14 protein-coding genes and 1 pseudogene are annotated in these 15,051 nt (G+C 68.8%); 2 read left to right on the forward strand and 13 right to left on the reverse strand.

The features are described from left to right. The 4 genes from PKH97_RS06420 to PKH97_RS06435 all read right to left on the reverse strand — a co-directional run. The coding region (locus PKH97_RS06420) for a hypothetical protein (protein WP_324386578.1) at positions 1–288 on the reverse strand (288 nt) is incomplete at its 3' end. Continuing rightward, a complete protein-coding gene (locus PKH97_RS06425; RefSeq protein WP_324386579.1) occupies positions 285–1,586 on the reverse strand; it encodes a hypothetical protein in 1,302 nt (433 codons plus the stop codon). The genes PKH97_RS06420 and PKH97_RS06425, both read right to left, overlap by 4 nt. 665 nt (positions 1,587–2,251) lie before the next feature. Next, a complete protein-coding gene (gene rsrA, locus PKH97_RS06430; RefSeq protein ID WP_324386580.1) occupies positions 2,252–2,515 on the reverse strand; it encodes a mycothiol system anti-sigma-R factor in 264 nt (87 codons plus the stop codon). Next, positions 2,512–3,165: a sigma-70 family RNA polymerase sigma factor gene (locus PKH97_RS06435; protein ID WP_324386581.1), complete on the reverse strand. Its 654-nt coding sequence runs from the start codon at positions 3,163–3,165 to the stop codon at positions 2,512–2,514. Before PKH97_RS06435 ends, rsrA begins: the two co-directional genes overlap by 4 nt. 204 nt (positions 3,166–3,369) lie before the next feature. Here PKH97_RS06435 and malQ point away from each other — a divergent pair, with 204 nt between their 5' ends. After that, positions 3,370–5,523: a 4-alpha-glucanotransferase gene (gene malQ / locus PKH97_RS06440; protein WP_324386582.1), complete on the forward strand. Its 2,154-nt coding sequence runs from the start codon at positions 3,370–3,372 to the stop codon at positions 5,521–5,523. On the opposite strand, the gene PKH97_RS06445 is transcribed toward malQ, so the two are convergent. From PKH97_RS06445 to PKH97_RS06480, 8 genes are all read right to left on the reverse strand, one after another. After that, the gene (locus tag PKH97_RS06445) at positions 5,484–6,152 is read right to left on the reverse strand and encodes a VIT family protein (protein ID WP_324386590.1); all 669 of its coding nucleotides are present in this window, start codon (positions 6,150–6,152) and stop codon (positions 5,484–5,486) included. The genes malQ and PKH97_RS06445 overlap by 40 nt on opposite strands. Positions 6,153–6,232: 80 nt before the next feature. Then, positions 6,233–6,547: a 4a-hydroxytetrahydrobiopterin dehydratase gene (locus tag PKH97_RS06450; protein WP_324386583.1), complete on the reverse strand. Its 315-nt coding sequence runs from the start codon at positions 6,545–6,547 to the stop codon at positions 6,233–6,235. Positions 6,548–6,557: 10 nt separating this feature from the next. Further along, on the reverse strand, positions 6,558–7,742 hold the full coding sequence (locus PKH97_RS06455) for an ABC transporter ATP-binding protein (protein ID WP_324386584.1): 1,185 nt from the start codon (positions 7,740–7,742) through the stop codon (positions 6,558–6,560). Next, the gene (locus PKH97_RS06460) at positions 7,732–8,748 is read right to left on the reverse strand and encodes an ABC transporter ATP-binding protein (RefSeq protein ID WP_324386591.1); all 1,017 of its coding nucleotides are present in this window, start codon (positions 8,746–8,748) and stop codon (positions 7,732–7,734) included. Before PKH97_RS06460 ends, PKH97_RS06455 begins: the two co-directional genes overlap by 11 nt. A gap of 19 nt (positions 8,749–8,767) precedes the next feature. Next, positions 8,768–9,802 carry an ABC transporter permease gene (locus PKH97_RS06465; RefSeq protein ID WP_324386585.1) on the reverse strand — a complete coding sequence of 345 codons (1,035 nt, stop codon included), beginning with the start codon at positions 9,800–9,802 and terminating at the stop codon, positions 8,768–8,770. A gap of 5 nt (positions 9,803–9,807) precedes the next feature. After that, entirely contained in the window at positions 9,808–10,818 is a 1,011-nt protein-coding gene (locus PKH97_RS06470) for an ABC transporter permease (protein ID WP_324386586.1), read from the reverse strand. 100 nt (positions 10,819–10,918) lie between these two features. After that, complete coding sequence (locus PKH97_RS06475) at positions 10,919–12,631, reverse strand: ABC transporter substrate-binding protein (protein WP_324386587.1); 1,713 nt, start codon at positions 12,629–12,631, stop codon at positions 10,919–10,921. Positions 12,632–12,813: 182 nt separating this feature from the next. Next, a complete protein-coding gene (locus tag PKH97_RS06480; protein ID WP_324386588.1) occupies positions 12,814–13,182 on the reverse strand; it encodes a hypothetical protein in 369 nt (122 codons plus the stop codon). Positions 13,183–13,291: 109 nt separating this feature from the next. On the opposite strand from PKH97_RS06480, the gene PKH97_RS06485 reads away from it, so the two are divergent. Further along, positions 13,292–14,197, forward strand: a complete 906-nt coding sequence (locus PKH97_RS06485) for a TraM recognition domain-containing protein (RefSeq protein ID WP_324386589.1) — start codon at positions 13,292–13,294, stop codon at positions 14,195–14,197. Between the two features lie 531 nt (positions 14,198–14,728). Here PKH97_RS06485 and PKH97_RS06490 read toward each other — a convergent pair. Continuing rightward, positions 14,729–15,051: pseudogene (locus tag PKH97_RS06490) on the reverse strand (hypothetical protein); the annotation flags it as partial.

Genomic DNA, 15,051 nt, shown 5'->3' on the forward strand with positions numbered 1-15,051 from the left:
GACCGCCAGGACGGCTTGCGCCAGCGGCAGCCCGCCACCGTCACGCCCAAGCGGCGCCAACACCAGCCCGACCGCCGTCGCCGTGCTCACCGGCGCCAGGAGCCGATCGCCGAGGTCAAGGCGGACCAGTTCGCCCGCGGCGATCACGACCAAGGCGAGCGCGACGAAGGGCAGGGCACGTCGATCCACGGCCTGACCCGACTGGATCCACCCCACGACGGCGGCGATGACGATCCCGGCGGCCAACGCCGGCACCACCGTCGCGCCGCTGCGCAACGGCACGCTCATCCGGACGTCCCGGGGTCGCCGGCCACGGTCTCGGCGGACCGAGCGATCCCGCGATCGAGGGGGTCGACGCGTTCGAGGACCCGGCCCAGGGCCGCGATGACCGAAGGATCGAAGCGGTCGTCCTGCTGCTCCAGCAGCCGCCCGTAGGCGAGCAGGTGCGGCTCGCGCGCACCGGCGGGCACGTCACGAGCGCGCACCCGTGCATACGCATCGGCGACGGCTAGCACCCGGGCGGGCCGGAGCGGCCGGCCGACGCCGTCGTCGGGGTCGCGGTAGCGCTGCAGGATGGGCAGCGCCGGGGCCAGCACGTCCACGGAGTCGAGTGCGGAGATCGCCGAGCGGCGGCCACTTCCGTTGGGCAGCGCGAGCGCGTCGATGCCGTGCAGCGCTCCGGCTAGGCCGAGCGCCTGCGCATCTACCGAACTCATCGCCAGCTCATCGGCGATCCATTCGCAGATGCGCGCAACATCAGCGGCGTGGACCGCCGCACCGGGATGGCGCTCGTCCATGGCGGTGGTGAAGGCACTGACGGCACGTACCTGGGCGGTCCACTCATTGCTCCACTGCGCGACAGCGAATCGACTGACGACAAATATGGGCGCCAGCAGGACCACGCTCACGGCGCCGGCCCCGACGGGCACCCACGTCACCACGATGAGGAAGGCCAAGCCGATGGTGGCGAGATAGTCCAGGCCGGACTCTCGAAAAAGCCCCCGCATGGTTGTGCGCATCGAGATCCCGCGGCTGGCCCAGAGCACCCCCGCCACCAAGGTGGCTGTGGTGAGCGCCTGCACGATGATGCCCACCACGAGCCCCAGTCCCATCTGGATCAGGCCTCGGGTCTCGCCCAGGGCGGCTGCCGGGACCACGGGGGCGCCGAGGATCACATAGACCATGGCGGCCAGGACGCCCGCAAGGCAGCCGGTCGCGGCGTTGAAGACGATGCGCTGGGCGCCGACGGAGCGCCAGTTCGCGGCAGCGCCGACGATCGCGATGAGAGGGATACCCAGACCTGCGCCGAGGGGGATCGCGGCCAGCATGATCGCTCCGGTCAGCGAGAGTCCGCGCCCGCGCCGGGAGTCGCGCCGCGCCAGATTGCTGATGCCGGCAACCAGGGCGAGCACCAGGGCATCGCTCCACCGACCCACCCCGTCGAGCACGAACCACGACGCGCCGAAGGCCACCAGGGCGGCCAGCGACGTTGCCAGAACGACCGCATCGGTGCGCAAGGCGAACTCGCGCTCGCGGCGCTCCTCACGCGTATAGGCGTCGCTGGCCCGGGGCGCCGGGGAGGTCACGCCATGGGAGCCTACTGGCCCTCGACCGTCCATTCCCAGATATCCGGACGGACACACCTGCCGTTACCGGCCTGCGGGGGGACTCCCGTGCACGGTGCCGGGGTGGCCGCCTGTGACGGGGGCGGGGGCGGGTCAGCCGCCGCGACACCGGCGGGAAGAACGACGGCCGAAGCGGCCAACACGGCGCCGGCGAGGAAACGACGAGGCGACATTCTGTGGCTCCGAGGAGGTCGGCGATCAGGGCGTGATCGCGGGCTGATGTGGTGCGATTGACCAAATATTCCCACCAGGGCGACACGCAGCGAAATGCCTTTCCTACCGAGCGGGCGCGGGACCGGTACGCACGGGTGCGACGCGGCATACCGAGATCAGGCGCACGGGTGGCCGAGCGAACGGCGTCTGGGCGAACTATGGGAGAATGGCCGGTATCGGGACGCTAAGTCGGCGACCCACGGACACCCCCGACCGGTATGGAGAAGGACCATGAGCAAGCGTGCCCGCAAGCGCCGCGACCGCAAGAAGAAGGGCGCCAACCACGGCCGCAAGCCGAACGCCTGAGCGTCGCATCACCAACGCCGCCACCCCGGGACGGGGCGGCGGCGTTTTGTCATGGTGGCCGTATGCGGGATTGGCCGGCTCGGTGGGCGGATGCCGGCGTGGCCGGCTCAGTCGGAGTAGCGAACCTCGATCGTGGTGATCCGCTGGACGATCATCGCGCGCAGGTGGGTCGGTGCCGACTCTGGTGGGCAGGACCGCTTGACCAGGGCCTTGACCATTGTGTCGAGGTCGTATTGCTGCAGGCAAGCGGCACAATGCGCCAGGTGGGCGGCGATCTTGGCGCTGTCGTCGGAGCCCATTTCACCGTCGAGATATTCGAAGACGCGGTGTAGGGCCTCGGAGCAGTCGGCCTCGTCGAGGTGGTGGCTCACGACTCCTCCGCTCCGGTGCGGGCGGCAGCGAAGCCGCGCTCGGCGGCATAGTCGGCCAGCAGCTCGCGCAGGAGGCGACGACCGCGGTGTAGGCGCGACATCACGGTCCCGATCGGGGTGCCCATGATCTCGGCGATCTCCTTGTAGGCGAAGCCCTCGACGTCGGCGAAATAGACCGCCAGACGGAACTCCTCCGGCAACTCCTGCAACGCCCGCTTGACCTCGGAGTCGGGCAGGTGGTCCAGCGCCTCGACCTCCGCGCTGCGCAGGCCGCGCGACGTGTGCGACTCGGCGCGTGCGAGCTGGTAGTCCTCGACCTCGGCCGCGTCGGACTGCAGCGGTTCGCGCTGCTTCTTGCGGTAGGTGTTGATGTAGGTATTGGTCAGGATGCGGTACATCCAGGCCTTGAGGTTGGTGCCCGGTTTGAACTGGTGGAACGCGGCATACGCCTTGGCGTAAGTCTCCTGGACCAGGTCCTCGGCGTCGGCAGGGTTGCGGGTGGTGCGCAGGGCGGCGGAATAGAGCTGGTCGATCAGCGGCATCGCCAGAGCCTCGAAACGCGCGCGGCGCTCCTGCGCGGTTTCGGTCGCGAGATCCACCTCCGGCTCGGGTGACACGTCGGTCGGCGGGGTGGGTGGGGTGGCAGTCATTGCCGACCAGCCTAGCCCCGCTTCGACGGGGGAGGGGGTCAATAGGACGAGCACGGGGCCTCCGGAGCAGGATGCGAGAGTCTGGTGGAGTTCAGCGCGGACGAGCCGGGCGGTATTCCCCGAGGTCCGACATGACAGACTTGCCGCGTATAGTCCGGCGCTCCAGGCCGGCCCGCCGTTCCCGATTCACAAGGAGACCGCTCGATGTGCGCCGCCCCCTCCCCCGAGTTGACCGCGCTGGCCCAGGCCTATGGTGTGGCGACCGAGTTCTGGGACTGGCAGGGACGGCATACGACGGTCAGCGCCGAGACCATCGGGCAGGTCCTGGACGCCCTGGGCGTCCCGACTTCGACACCCGCCGAGTTGGTGGACGCGCATCGCCATCTGTGGCTGCGCCACTGGCGCCGGACGTTGCCGGCGACCGTCGTGCTCCGCGCGGGCTGGCGGCCGCACGTGGCCGTTCACGTTCCGCACGGCACGGCCGTCGGCCTGGTCGTCGAACTCGAGGAGGGTGGGCTCGTCGCGGTCCGCCAGGTCGAGAACTGGGTCGAGCCGCGCATGGTCGACGAGGTGCTGACCGGGGAGGCGACCTTCGAGGTGCCCGGCGACCTGCCGCTGGGCTGGCACCGCCTGCACGCCTTCGTCGGCGAGGCGAGCGAGCCGTCAGCGACCGCCGCGCTCATCGTCACTCCGGGACGACTAGATCTACCCGCGGGGCTGGCGCACCGGCGGATGTTCGGGTTGATGACGCAGGTCTATCAACTGCGATCGGCCAACTCGTATGGCATCGGCGATCTCGCGGACCTCGCCGACCTCGCGACGTGGGGGGCGGCCGATCTTGGCGCCGACTTCGTCCTGGTCAATCCCCTGCATGCCGCGCAGGCGACGGCACCCATGGAGGCCTCGCCCTATCTGCCGACGACGCGGCGCTTCGTCAACCCGGTCTACATCCGGGTCGAGGACATCCCGGAGGTCGGCTATCTGCGCTCGTCGCGGCGTTCGGCGGTGGCAAAGCTCGCCAAGCGCGCCCGCAAGCTCAACACCGCCGACGTCATCGACAGGGACGCGGCCTGGTCGGCCAAGAGCGCGGCGCTGCGGATCGTCCACGCCAGTGGCCTCAGCGCCCGGCGCCAGCGCGCCTTCGACGGCTTCTGCGAGCGCGAAGGCCAGGGACTCGTCGACTTCGCGACCTGGTGCGCCCTGGCCGATGTGCACGGACAGCCCTGGCGTCACTGGCCGCTCGATCTGCAGGATTCCGCGAGCGAAGCGGTCGCCGCGTTCCGTGACGAGCACCGCGCCGATGTCGACTTCTACTGCTGGTTGCAGTGGATCCTGACCGAGCAACTCGCCAGCACGCAGCACCTGGCCAAAGAGGCCGGCATGGCGCTCGGTGTCGTCCACGACCTGGCGGTGGGCGTCCACCCCGACGGGGCCGACACGTGGTGCCTGACCGACGCGCTCGCCCAGGGCATCAGCGTCGGCGCGCCCCCGGATCAGTTCAACCAGATGGGCCAGAATTGGTCACAGCCGCCCTGGCGGCCCGACCGGCTCGCCGAACTGGGCTATGCGCCCTATCGCGACATGTTGCGCACGGTGCTCCGCGATGCGGGAGGCATCCGCGTCGACCACATCATCGGCCTCTTCCGGCTGTGGTGGGTGCCGGACGGTATGACAGCGAAGGACGGCACCTACGTCCACTACGACCACGAGGCGCTCATCGGCATCCTGTGCCTGGAGGCCCACCGTGCCGGCGCTGTCGTCGTCGGCGAGGACCTCGGCGTCGTGCAGCCCTTCGCGCGCGACTTCATGTTCGAGCGCGGCATCCTCGGCACGTCGATCCTGTGGTTCGAGTGGGCCGACGGCCGGCCCTTGCCGCCGGAGCACTACCGCGAGCTGTGCCTGGCCAGCGTGACCACCCACGATCTCCCGCCGACCGCCGGCTATCTCGGGCTGGAGCACGTCGCGATCCGAGAGGAACTCGGGCTACTCACTCGGCCGGTCGAGGTCGAGCGCGAGCACGAGTTGGAGGCGATCGGCAAGGTCGCCGACGCCCTGGCCGCCCGCGACCTCCCGCACGACTCGGCCGATGTCGCGCCGTTCGTCGAATCGCTGCACCGCTATCTGGCCCGGACCCCGGCGAAGCTGCTCGGGGTGAGCGTCACCGACCTGGTCGGCGACCGCCGGGCGATCAACCAGCCGGGCACCGACACGGAATACCCGAATTGGAAGCTGCCGCTGACCGGGCCGGCGGGCGAACTGGTGACCATGGAGATGCTCACCCGGGGACCGGGCCCACGCCGGATCACCCGCTGGTTGCGTCAGGAGACGGCGGTCCCGAAGAGCCGGCCGATGCCATAGGTCACGGCCATCGCCAGGATGCCGCCGAGAACCACACGCAGCACCGCGCGGCCGATGGCCGCGCCCCCGAGGCGGGCGCTGATATAGCCGGTGAGGGCGAGGGCGACCAGCACCACGACCACGGTCCCCGGGATGCGCCAACCCGTGGCCGGGTTGAGGATGGCCAGCAACGGCAGGAGTGCGCCCATGGTGAAGGAGATCATCGAGGCGATGGCGGCGTGCCAGGGATTGGTCAAGTCGTCGGGGTCGATGCCCAACTCGGCCTCGGCGTGCGCGGCCAGGGCATCGTGTTCCGTGAGCGCCTTGGCGACATCGAGAGCCAACGACGGCGGCAGGCCCTTGCCCTCGTAGATCTCGGCCAACTCGAGCAACTCGGTGTGGGGCAGTTGGGCCAGTTCGAGGCGCTCCTTGGCGACCATCGCCCGCTCGGAGTCGCGTTGGGTGCTCACCGAGACGTATTCACCGACGGCCATGCTCATGGCGCCCGCGGCCAGACCCGCGAGGCCGGCGGTGAAGATCGCCGCCCGGTTGTTGGTGGCGGCGGCCACGCCGATAACCAGGCCCGCCGTCGAGACGATGCCGTCATTGGCGCCGAGGACCCCGGCACGCAGCCAGTTCAGCCGGCCCATCGCGCCGGCGTCGTGCGGCTCGTGGTGGCCACCCCCCGTCTCGGCGGCGGCCGCGGCGAGGAGCGTGGGATCCGCATCGCTCATGCCTGATCGGCAGGCTGCGCGCCGAGCGCGTCGGCGTGCAACGCGATCCGGTGGGCGAGTTCGATGTCGAGTTGAGTCAGGCCGCCCGCGTCGTGCGTGCTCAGCACCCACGTCGTCGTGCGCCAGCGGATGTCGATGTCGGGGTGGTGATTCATGTCCTCAGCCTCGAGCGCGACTTCGTCGACCAGGGCGATGGCTGCGGGGAAGGTGGGTGCGGCATACGCGCAGCGGATCTCGCCGCCGGAGCGGGCCCAGCCGGGCAGGTCGAGCAGTTGGCGCGTGATCTCGTCGTCGGTCAGCAGTCGGGACACGCTGCCCACGCTACAGCGGGTCGGCGCTGGTGGCCTCACCGATCGACGACGGACCGATCAGTGAGCCGTCCAGGCTCGGATCGGATTGGACCAGCGTGGGATCGACGGCCTCCGCGCTGACCCGGTGCGCCGCGATCGCGCCGGAAGCGATGTCCTCGACATAGTGACAGGCCACTCGGTGCGTGGCCGGAATGCCCTCGATTTGCACCGTGCGCAACTCGGGTCGATCGGTGTCGCACCGGGTGGGCTGACGCCACGGACAGCGCGTATGGAAGCGGCACCCGCTGGGCGGGTTGGCCGGGCTGGGCAGGTCACCGGTCAGCAGGATGCGTTCGCGGCGATCCTCGATCACCGGGTCGGGGACCGGGACGGCCGACATCAAGGCGCGCGTGTAGGGGTGCAGGGGTGCGGCATACAGGTCATCGGCACCGGCCTCCTCGACCAGGGCACCGAGATACATCACGCCGACCCGGTCGCTGATGTGCTTGACCACGGCCAGGTCGTGGGCGACGACGAGATAGGTCAGGCCGAAGGTGTCCTGCAACTCCTCGAGCAGGTTGATGACCTGGGCTTGCACCGAGACATCGAGAGCCGAGACCGGCTCGTCGGCGACGATCAACTTGGGGTCCACGGACAATGCCCGGGCGATGCCGATGCGCTGGCGCTGCCCGCCGGAGAACTCGTGGGGGTATTTGCTCAGCGACTTGGCCGGCAGGCCGACGGCCGTGAGCAGTTCACGCAAGCGCCGGGTCGCTGCCGCCTGGTCCTTGGCCAGACCGTGCGCCTTCATGCCCTCCAGCAGGAGGGACTCCACAGACTGTCGCGGGTCGAGGCTGGAGAGCGGGTCCTGGAAGACCATCTGCATCTCGCGGCGCTTGCGGCGCAACTCCTCGCCTTGCAGTGAGGCGACGTCGACGCCGTCGAAATGCACGCTTCCTGCGGTCGGGGGTTCCAGCTTGAGAATCGCCCGGCCCAGGGTGGACTTGCCGCAGCCGGACTCCCCCACCAAGCCATAGGTCTCGCCGCGGCGGATGGCCAGATCGACGCCGTCCACGGCATACACATAGCCGACGGTCTTGTCGAAGATCACGCCCCGCTTGATCGGGAAGTGCACCTTGACGCCCTCGACGCGCAGCAAGACGTCATCGCCATCGGCGGGCGAGCCGGCCGGACGGGACTCGGTTTCAGTGGCCACGGGGCACCTCCACGGGGTTGTGGCAGCGCAGCGCCGTGCGGCCGTCGTCCTCGAACTCGGGGGTCTGCTCCCGGCACACCGGCAGCGGCTGGCTGCACCGGGGGGCGAAGGCGCACCCGTGCGCCCACGGCAGGTTGTCGGTCACCGATCCCGGTATGGGGTGCAGCGGCTCGCCCCGGGCGCCGTCCAGTCGCGGGATGGAGCCGAGCAGCCCGTGGGTGTAGGGATGCCGCGGAGCGGCGAAGAGTTCGTGGCGCGGGCCGCGCTCGACGATCCGGCCGCCATACATCACGTTGACCTCGTCACACAGGCCGGCGACCACGCCGAGGTCGTGGGTGATCATGATCAGCGCGGTGCCGCTGTCGCGGACGAGCTCCTTGAGCAGCTGGAGGATCTGCGCCTGGATGGTGACGTCGAGGGCGGTGGTGGGCTCGTCAGCGATGAGCAGGCGGGGTTCGCAGGCGAGCGCCATCGCGATCAGTGCGCGCTGGCGCATGCCGCCGGAGAGCTGGTGCGGGTATTCCTTCAGGCGCCGGGTGGGGTCGGGGATGCCGACCTTCTCCAGCATTTCCCGGGCGTGCGGCATGGCCGCCTTGCGCGACATCCCCTTGTGGCGTTCGAGGACCTCGGTGACCTGGATGCCGATCGGGACGACCGGGTTCAGCGAGGAGAGGGGGTCCTGGAAGATCATGCCGAGGTCGCGGCCCCGCCGCTCGCGCATGGCGCCCTTGGGGAGGGCGAGCAGGTCAGTGCCGGCGAAGACGGCGTTGCCGGAGACGCGGTTGCCGCGCTCGGGCAGCAGTCCCATGATCGCCAGCGAGGTGACCGACTTGCCGCTGCCCGACTCGCCGACCAGGCCGACGGTCTGACCGGGGCGGACCGAGAAGCTGACGCCGTCGACCGCGGTGAAGGGCTTCTCGCCCTGCCGTGAGAAGACGACCGAAAGGTCCCGGACGTCGAGCAGGGGCTCCTGCGCCCCCGGCGTCGGCGTCGAGGCGCTTGCCATGGTCAACGTGGCCACTTCGTCACCGCCGCGTCTTGGGGTCGAGGGCCTCGCGCAGCGACTCACCCATCAGCGTGAAGCCGAAGGCGACGATGATGATGCAGGCCGCTGGGTAGAACGCGAGGTGGGGGTAGGAGCTGAGGTATTCCTGCGCGACCCCGAGCATCTGTCCCCATTCAGGCTGGCGCTGGTCGGGATTGCCCATCCCGAGGAAGGACAAGGCGGCCGCGTCGATGACCGCCGTGGCGAGCACCAGTGTGGCCTGGACGATGACCGGCCCGAGCGCATTGGGCAGCATATGCCGGAAGACGATGGCGCCCCGCTTGACGCCGAGCGCGCGAGCGGCGAGGACGTGGTCGCTGTGGCGTTGGGCGAGCATGGTCCCGCGCAAGAGCCGGGCGAAGACGGGAATATAGGTCACCGCGATGGCGATGATGACCGTCCACTGACTCGGCTTGCTCGCCAACACCGCGATCGAGAAGGCCAGCAGCAACGAGGGCATCGAGAGCATGACGTCGACCGCGCGCATGACGGTCGAGTCGACCCAGCCGCCGACGGCACCGGCGAGCGTGCCGAGCACCAGTCCCCCGATGACCGAGATGATGGTGACGAAGACGGCGACGATCAGCGTCTGCTGGCTGCCGACGATCAACCGCGAGAGCAGGTCGCGGCCGCGGTCGTCGGCGCCGAGCGGGAAGCCGGGCTCCGGGCCGGGCACCGGGTTGGACTGCCGGCGGACCTTGTCGATCAGGTAGGCCTTGATCGGGTCGTGCGGGGCCAGCCATTGGGCGAAGACCGCGACCAGGACGAAGACGATGGTGATGGCGAGGCCGACCAGGAACACCCGGTCGCGGCGTAGCCGGCGCCAGGCACTGGCGATCAGCGAGACACCGGGTCCCTCGTCCACGGCCCCGGCCTCGTCGACGCGCCCTGCCGTGGCGGCAAGGTCGTCGATCCGTTCCTTGCGCCGGGCACCGAAGGCGTGCCGGGACGTGCGGGCCACGGCGTCGTCGGCAGGGCCTGTCTGCGGTCGCTGCGTGGTGTCCTTCTCGGGCATACGGCTCACCTCGTCCGGACGCGGGGGTCGATGACGGCGTAGAGGATGTCGACCAGAAGGTTGACCAGGACGAAGATCGCCGCCGAGGCGAGGATCAGGACTTGGAGCACCGCGTAGTCCTTCTTCTCGAAACTGATCGCGAGCGCCTCGCCGATGCCGCCGAAGGAGAAGACCGTCTCGGTCAGGATCGCCCCGGCGAGCAGGCCGCCGACCTGCAAGCCGACCGTCGTGACGACCGGAAGCATGGCATTGCGCAGGACGTGGCGGCCGCGGATGACGCGGTTGGTCAGGCCCTTGGACTCGGCCGTGCGCACGAAGTCCTCGTCGAGCACTTCGAGGACCGAGGCTCGGGCGATACGGAAGATCACCGCGAAGGGGATGGTCGCCAGCGCCAGGCCGGGCAGGATCAGATGTTTGAAGGCGTCCCAGGCCGCGTCCCACTCGCGGGTGATGAGGCCGTCCAGGACGAAGAAGCCGGTGACGCGGGTCGCGTCCAGTCCGGCACTCTGGCGGCCGGAGACCGGGAGCCAGCCGAGTTTGACGGCGAAGAAGTACTTCAGGAGGAAGGCGAGGAAGAAGACCGGGACCGCGACACCGATCAGCGAGACGATGACGCTGGCGTTGTCGAACAGGCTCGCGCGCCGGCGGGCGGCGAGGTAGCCGAGCGGGATGCCGGCAGCCACCGCGACGATGATCGCGAAGGTCGACAGTTCGACGGTGGCCGGGAAGCGAGTCAGGAAGACGCCGAGGGCGTCCTTGCCGGGCTGGACGCCGTTGGAGGCGCCGAAGTTGCCTGTCGCCGCGCGTTTGAGGAAGCGCCAGTACTGCACATAGAGCGGATCATTAAGGCCGAGTGCTGCCTCCAGGCGAGCACGAGACTCGGGCGTGGCACGGTCACCCAGAATCGCCGACACGGTGCCACCGGGCAGCGAACGCAGCCATAGGAAGAGGAGGAGCGACAAGACGAAAACGACGCCGACCATTTGGCCCAGGCGACGGATGATGAAGCGCAACACCTTCTCACCCTCCCTTCTTCTCGTGGGCGAAACGTTAGCCGCCCCAGCACCGCTGGGGTGCTGGGGCGGCGTTCGTGTTGCGGGTCAGTGCCCTTCAGCGTCAGCTCTTGGTGACGACGACCTGGTCAAACATCTCCGCGGTCAACGGGCTGGCCGTGACACCGGAGACGCCCTTGCCGACGACGAGGGCCGGCGGGCTGTGGCTGATCGGCAGACCGGGGAGGTACTCCTCCATGATCTTCTTGTTCAGCGCTTCGTAGGTCGTGGTGCGCTCCGCCTCGTCGACGACGCCGTCCGCCTTCCGCAGCTCGCTCGTCAGGGTCTTACCCCAGTCGTTGGCGTAGGTGTGGAAGTCGTTGGTGTCGGAGGAGAAGAAGGTCCCGATGAAGTTGTTCGCCGAGTTGTAGTCACCGGTCCAGCCCAGGAGCCACGCGTCGAACTGCCCGTTGTCGACCCCGTCGAGGTAGCCGCCGTTCCACGGCTTGGTGACGGCCTCGACCTTGATGCCGATGTCGGCGAGGTTGGCGGCCAGGGCCTCGTGGATCTTCTGCGGGTCCGGCATATACGGCCGGCTGACCTCGGAGGGATAGGCGAACTGCAGAGTCATCCCCTCGGCGCCGGCTTCCTTCAACAGGGCCTTGGCACCCTCGGGGTCGTACTTGACCGGCTGCAGGTCCTTGTTGTAGCCGGCAACCGTGTCAGGCATGAACTGCGTTGCGACGGTGGCGCCTTCGGGCAGCTGGCTCTGAACCATCTGCTCACGGTTGAGCGCCATGTAGATCGCCTTGCGGACGCGCAGGTCCTTCAACTTGGGGTTCTTGTCGGGGTTGAGGCCCATGTAGAGGATGTTGAAGGCCGGGCGCACGAGCACCTGGTTGCCCCCGTCCTCCAGCGCCTTCCAGTCCACCGGGTTCGGCAGGTCGTAGGCATTGATCGAGCCGGCCTCGAGCTCCTGGCGACGGGTCGACTCGTCGGGGATGATCTTGAAGATCAGCTTGGCGGTCTTGGCCTTGTCGCCCCAATAGTCGTCATTGCGGACCAGGGTGATGGTCTTGTTGGCCTGGTCGTACTTGTCCAGCTTGTAGGGGCCGGTGCCGACAGGGGCCATCGCGTAGGCGGGGTACTTGAAGCCTTCGCCTTCCTTGGCCACATTGTTGGCGTCGCCGTCCTTGAGTGCCTTGGGGCTCTGCATGGAGAAGGAGTCCAGGGTCAGCAGGACGGGGAAGTCGGAGGTCACACGGGTCAGGTTGAGCACGACGGTGGCGTCGTCCTTGACCTCGCAGGACTTGTAGAGCGAGTCGTCCTTGCCGCCCTTGAAGCCGCCCATGGTGTAGGCCCAGTACTCGGCCGGGCCGGCGGCCGCGACCTCGTTCTGGGTGAACATGCGCTCGAAGTTGTAGCAGACGGCCTCGGCATTGAACGTCTCGCCGTCGGTGAACTTCACGCCCTGGCGCAGCTTGAAGGTCCAGGAGAGTCCGTCGGCCGAGGGCTCCCAGCTCTCGGCAAGCTCGGGCTCGGGGTCGGCGGTGCCGTCCTTGATGCCGAGCAGACCCTGCATCATCTGCCGGGTCACCCGGAAGGTCTCACCGTCGCTGGCGTAGAAGGGGTCGAAGACCTCGGGCGCGCCGGCGGCGCCGAAGGTGAAGGTGTCGTTGGCCGCACCGCCCCCGCCCCCGGAGGTGGCGCTCGAGCCAGTCGAACCGCTCGTGCCGGTGCTGCCGGTCTCCCGGTCAGACTTGGCACAGCCAGCCAGTCCGAGCGCGACGACACTGGCGAGGACGACGGGCGTGGCCGTCTTCCGCGAAAGTTTCATGGGCTACCTCTTCGGTCGTATGCCGCCCGGGCGGCGGTTGCCGTGGCGGACGTGTTTCAAGGCCTTCGATGCGGGGGAACCGAGCCGACGGTGCAGCCGTCGCGACGGAGGCGCTCCGCACTGAACGCTCATCGCACCCTAGTGCGCGGACTCGCCGCTGACCCGTGCCGTCACAGGCTTTGTTACCGAAGGGAGACCCCCGGAGTGCGGGATTTGCGGTGGCTGGGGGCGCTGGGACGCAACTTTGCGTCGACTGGGTGGGCCAACGGCATACGGGCCGGGCAGCAGGAACGGGCGAGCAACTTATCGTGGGCACGGTCCGCGCGCAGCTTCCCCTTCGAGCGTTCGATCCACTCCTCGACCTTCGGCAGGAACTCATCGATCAGCCGAGCTCGGGCGGCGGGACGCTCGGACAGGGTGCCCGCTTCGCGGGCGGCGACGTACCTGGCGACGGTGTGGTGCGAGACCCCGGACAACTCCCCGGCGTCACGCAACGACCCGGTCAGGCCGAAAGCTTCCAACATGTTCATGATCTCCTCGGCAGACTTCACGGTGTCCCTCCTGGGGGCGGTCGGCGCTTCAGAACCGCCAGCGCACCCGAGGAGGAGCCCCAACCACCGGACGTGGTCAGGCCAACGAACTTCGTGTCGGGCAGATCCCGTGACCGCCAGCGGGCACTTCTCGTGGCCGCTACCGGGCAGCTATATGGCCGCCTCCGGGCAGTTTCTCGAGACCGCTTTCACGCACGCATGGGATCAGGCGCTGGACGGCATCCTCAACGCCGACCCTCGTCAACGGGACTCGGTGTGGGCAATGGTCACCATCGCGTTCAACGCTCTGGGCGACCCGACCGTGTTGGATTCCCTCTCCCCTGCCCCCGGGGAAGACTTCGACCCCGATGCGTTTCTGGCAGCCAAAGGCACCCTCTATCTGCTGGGGACTTCCACGGGCGCGACAGCGACATCGGGCATCGTCGCGGCCTTCATCGAGGACATCGTCGAAGCAGCTCGACGACGCGCGGCCGCATCACCGGGCGCTCGGCTGGACCCGCCCCTGTCGTTGGTTCTGGAGGAGGCAGCGAACTACCCACTCCCTTCCCTGCCTTCGCTCATGTCCGACGGTGGCGGGACCGGGATCTCGACCATGGTCGTCCTGAAGTCCCTGGCGCAAGCACGTCACGTTTGGAGCGAACACGCCGCCCAGGCGATCTGGGACGCCGCAATCGTCAAGATCATCCTCGGCGGTGGCTCCAACGCGCGAGACCTCGAAGATCTGTCACGGCTCATCGGACATCGCGAGAAGACGTCCAGGACGACCAGCCGCGGCGCGGACGGGCGCCGCTCAACATCGACGTCAACCAGCAAGGTGCCGATCGTTGAGCCCGCGCAACTGCGCACGCTCCCGTTCGGGACGGCGATCTTGCTGATGCGCGCGGCGCCGGCCATTGCGCTGACCCTGCGTCCGTGGACTCGGCGGAAGGACGCGAAGCGACTCACCGCCAATCGTGGTGCTGTCGAGCTCGAGCTCCGTCGCGGGGCCACCGGAGTCCCAGAGGCGGCTGCATGATTGAGACTGCGAGCCCTCCGAGCGCGCAGCCACACTCGCCCGCGCCTGCGCCGATGGGCGGCGGGCCGGTTCACGTGCCGTCACTGAGCGAGAGCGAGTTCGAAGCGCTGTTGACCGATCTCCGAATCTGGGTCGCCGGGCTGGTCAGGCGCTTCGCCCTTGACGTCCGCACGATCCCGCCGTGCTGGGAGCGACACAACGCAATGGTCGAGACCCTCACAGCTTTGAGGGACGCCGAACGCGGCTGCTCGTCGCTGGCCCTCCACCCACGGCTGGGCTCGACTGGATCCGAGCCGTTCGGGATGCTGCCAATTTCCTGCGCGACCAAGCTGCCATGACCCGATGCACCGCCCACGAGCACCGAGACCCAGTGAGCCCAGTGTCCTAGCTATCCGCCATCTGACAGTCGCGTCGGCGAGCGTCATTGCCGTTAGGGGAAAGCCAATCTGGTGAGGTCAGCTCGGTCGCATTTGTGCCAACTCGCGGCGGTAGACGCGCGCCGCAGACGACGCGGACGCGTCATGCGTAGGCCTAGCGGCCCGCTGCGCAATCGCGGCAGGAGTGCTGAATGGTCTCGTGCCTCCAGCACGGCCTGGGCTCGCGGTAAGGCTTCGCCTGGGACCTGCGCGTATCACTGCCCCTCGGCTGGCGGCGAGTAGTGGCGAGGCTGGCCACACGTCCATCGCCGGTGAAGGCCACGCCCTCGCTGACCAGCACGGCCTTGGCCCAATCAACCCACCGGCGACTGTTGTCGTCCTGATCGGCGGCCAGCATCGTGCCATCAGCCTTCACGACTCGCCACCAAGGAATGTCATGGTCCCCGGCAGGTGTGGTCATCCAGGCGTCATTGTCGG

Origin of the sequence: Nostocoides sp., from assembly GCF_035343835.1 — a bacterium.
In the GTDB taxonomy this organism is placed as follows: Bacteria; Actinomycetota; Actinomycetes; order Actinomycetales; family Dermatophilaceae; genus Nostocoides_A; species Nostocoides_A vanveenii.

Bases quoted from the DNA above. Each gene is read 5' to 3' on its own strand.
- PKH97_RS06435 (WP_324386581.1), bottom strand. From the start codon at position 3,165: ATGACTGCCACCCCACCCACCCCGCCGACCGACGTGTCACCCGAGCCG.
- malQ (WP_324386582.1), top strand. From the start codon at position 3,370: ATGTGCGCCGCCCCCTCCCCCGAGTTGACCGCGCTGGCCCAGGCCTAT.
- PKH97_RS06445 (WP_324386590.1), bottom strand. From the start codon at position 6,152: ATGGGCCGGCTGAACTGGCTGCGTGCCGGGGTCCTCGGCGCCAATGAC.
- PKH97_RS06460 (WP_324386591.1), bottom strand. From the start codon at position 8,748: ATGGCAAGCGCCTCGACGCCGACGCCGGGGGCGCAGGAGCCCCTGCTC.
- PKH97_RS06465 (WP_324386585.1), bottom strand. From the start codon at position 9,802: ATGCCCGAGAAGGACACCACGCAGCGACCGCAGACAGGCCCTGCCGAC.
- PKH97_RS06475 (WP_324386587.1), bottom strand. From the start codon at position 12,631: ATGAAACTTTCGCGGAAGACGGCCACGCCCGTCGTCCTCGCCAGTGTC.